Origin of the sequence: Streptomyces megasporus, assembly GCF_000718985.1 — a bacterium.
Classification (GTDB): Bacteria; Actinomycetota; Actinomycetes; order Streptomycetales; family Streptomycetaceae; genus Streptomyces; species Streptomyces megasporus.
On record NZ_JODL01000077.1, the window covers coordinates 1 to 749 of the forward strand.

Annotated in this window: 2 protein-coding genes; one reads left to right on the forward strand and one right to left on the reverse strand. The window is 66.0% G+C overall.

The genetic code is table 11. From position 1 onward, the window contains the following. Window positions 1-19: 19 nt before the first annotated feature. Window positions 20-436: an IS200/IS605 family transposase gene (gene tnpA / locus IF47_RS0126715; protein ID WP_031511596.1), complete on the reverse strand. Its 417-nt coding sequence runs from the start codon at window positions 434-436 to the stop codon at window positions 20-22. A 25-nt stretch (window positions 437-461) separates the two neighbouring features. Here tnpA and IF47_RS0126720 point away from each other — a divergent pair. Further along, window positions 462-749 (forward strand): helix-turn-helix domain-containing protein (locus IF47_RS0126720; RefSeq protein WP_157840078.1); only part of this gene is annotated, 288 nt, incomplete at its 3' end.

Sequence of the window (749 nt, forward strand, 5' to 3'; positions counted from 1 at the left end):
CTGTTCACCTGAGCCAGGGTCAGAGCGGCCGGTTCTGCTGCTCGATGTACTGCTTCACGATGCTGAGCGGCGCGCCGCCGACGGACCCGGCGAAGTACGAGCCGGACCACAGGCGCTGTGCCCGCCAGTAGTGGCGGGCGAGGTCGGGGAACTCCTGGCGGAGGCGGCGAGAGGACACGCCCTTGAGGGAGTTCACCAGCCTGGACACGGCGACCTTCGGCGGAAAGTTCACCAGGAGGTGGACGTGGTTGGTCTCGCCGTTGAACTCGACCAGCTCGGCCTCGAAGTCCTCGCACACGGCCCGCATGATCTCCTCGCAACGCGTCAGGTGCCGGCCGGCGAAGACGGAGTGTCGGTACTTCGTCACGAAAACCAAGTGAACATGCATGCGAAAAACGCAGTGACGACCTGCACGAACGTTCTCATCGATACCCATAAACCAACTGCGTAGCATGATCCGCGTGCAGCTTCGGTACAGCTTCCGCCTGTACCCGAGCGCCGGTCAGCGCACGGCGCTGGCACGGGCGTTCGGGTGCGCGCGGGTGGTCTACAACGACGCACTCAGGGCGCGGGAGACCGCCCGCAACGCGGGCATGCCGTTCCCGAAGACCGGCGACCTGTCGAAGCAACTGATCACCGAGGCGAAGAACACCCCGGAGCGGGCCTGGCTCGGCGAGGTCTCGGCGGTCGTCCTTCAGCAGTCCCTGCGGGACCTGGACACCGCGTACCGGAACTTCTTCGCCGGCCTG

Coding starts and splice junctions, on each gene's coding strand:
- tnpA (WP_031511596.1), bottom strand. CDS start 436: ATGGGTATCGATGAGAACGTTCGTGCAGGTCGTCACTGCGTTTTTCGC.